The organism is Salmonella sp. 5800 (assembly GCF_046558195.1).
Taxonomy (GTDB): Bacteria; Pseudomonadota; Gammaproteobacteria; order Enterobacterales; family Enterobacteriaceae; genus Salmonella; species Salmonella enterica.
In genome coordinates, this window is sequence record NZ_JBGDOX010000043.1 from 1 (window position 1) to 267 (window position 267).

1 rRNA gene is annotated in these 267 nt (G+C 53.2%); it reads right to left on the minus strand.

The annotated features are described in order from the left end of the window. Window positions 1–267, minus strand: a 23S ribosomal RNA gene (locus tag ACLJZ5_RS22125); the annotation flags it as partial.

The window sequence follows — 267 nt, forward strand, 5'->3', positions numbered from 1 at the left end:
CCTCCGGCTCCCCTATGCGGTTAACCTTGCTACAGAATATAAGTCGCTGACCCATTATACAAAAGGTACGCAGTCACCCCACCACTAAGCCCCCTCTGCTTCTTTTGCGGTTGAACGTCGCTTTCGCTCCGTTAACCGTATCCTCAGCAAAGGATGCGTATGTGGAGTTCACCACTGGCTTAGTGGTGGGGCTCCCACTGCTTGTACGTACACGGTTTCAGGTTCTTTTTCACTCCCCTCGCCGGGGTTCTTTTCGCCTTTCCCTCA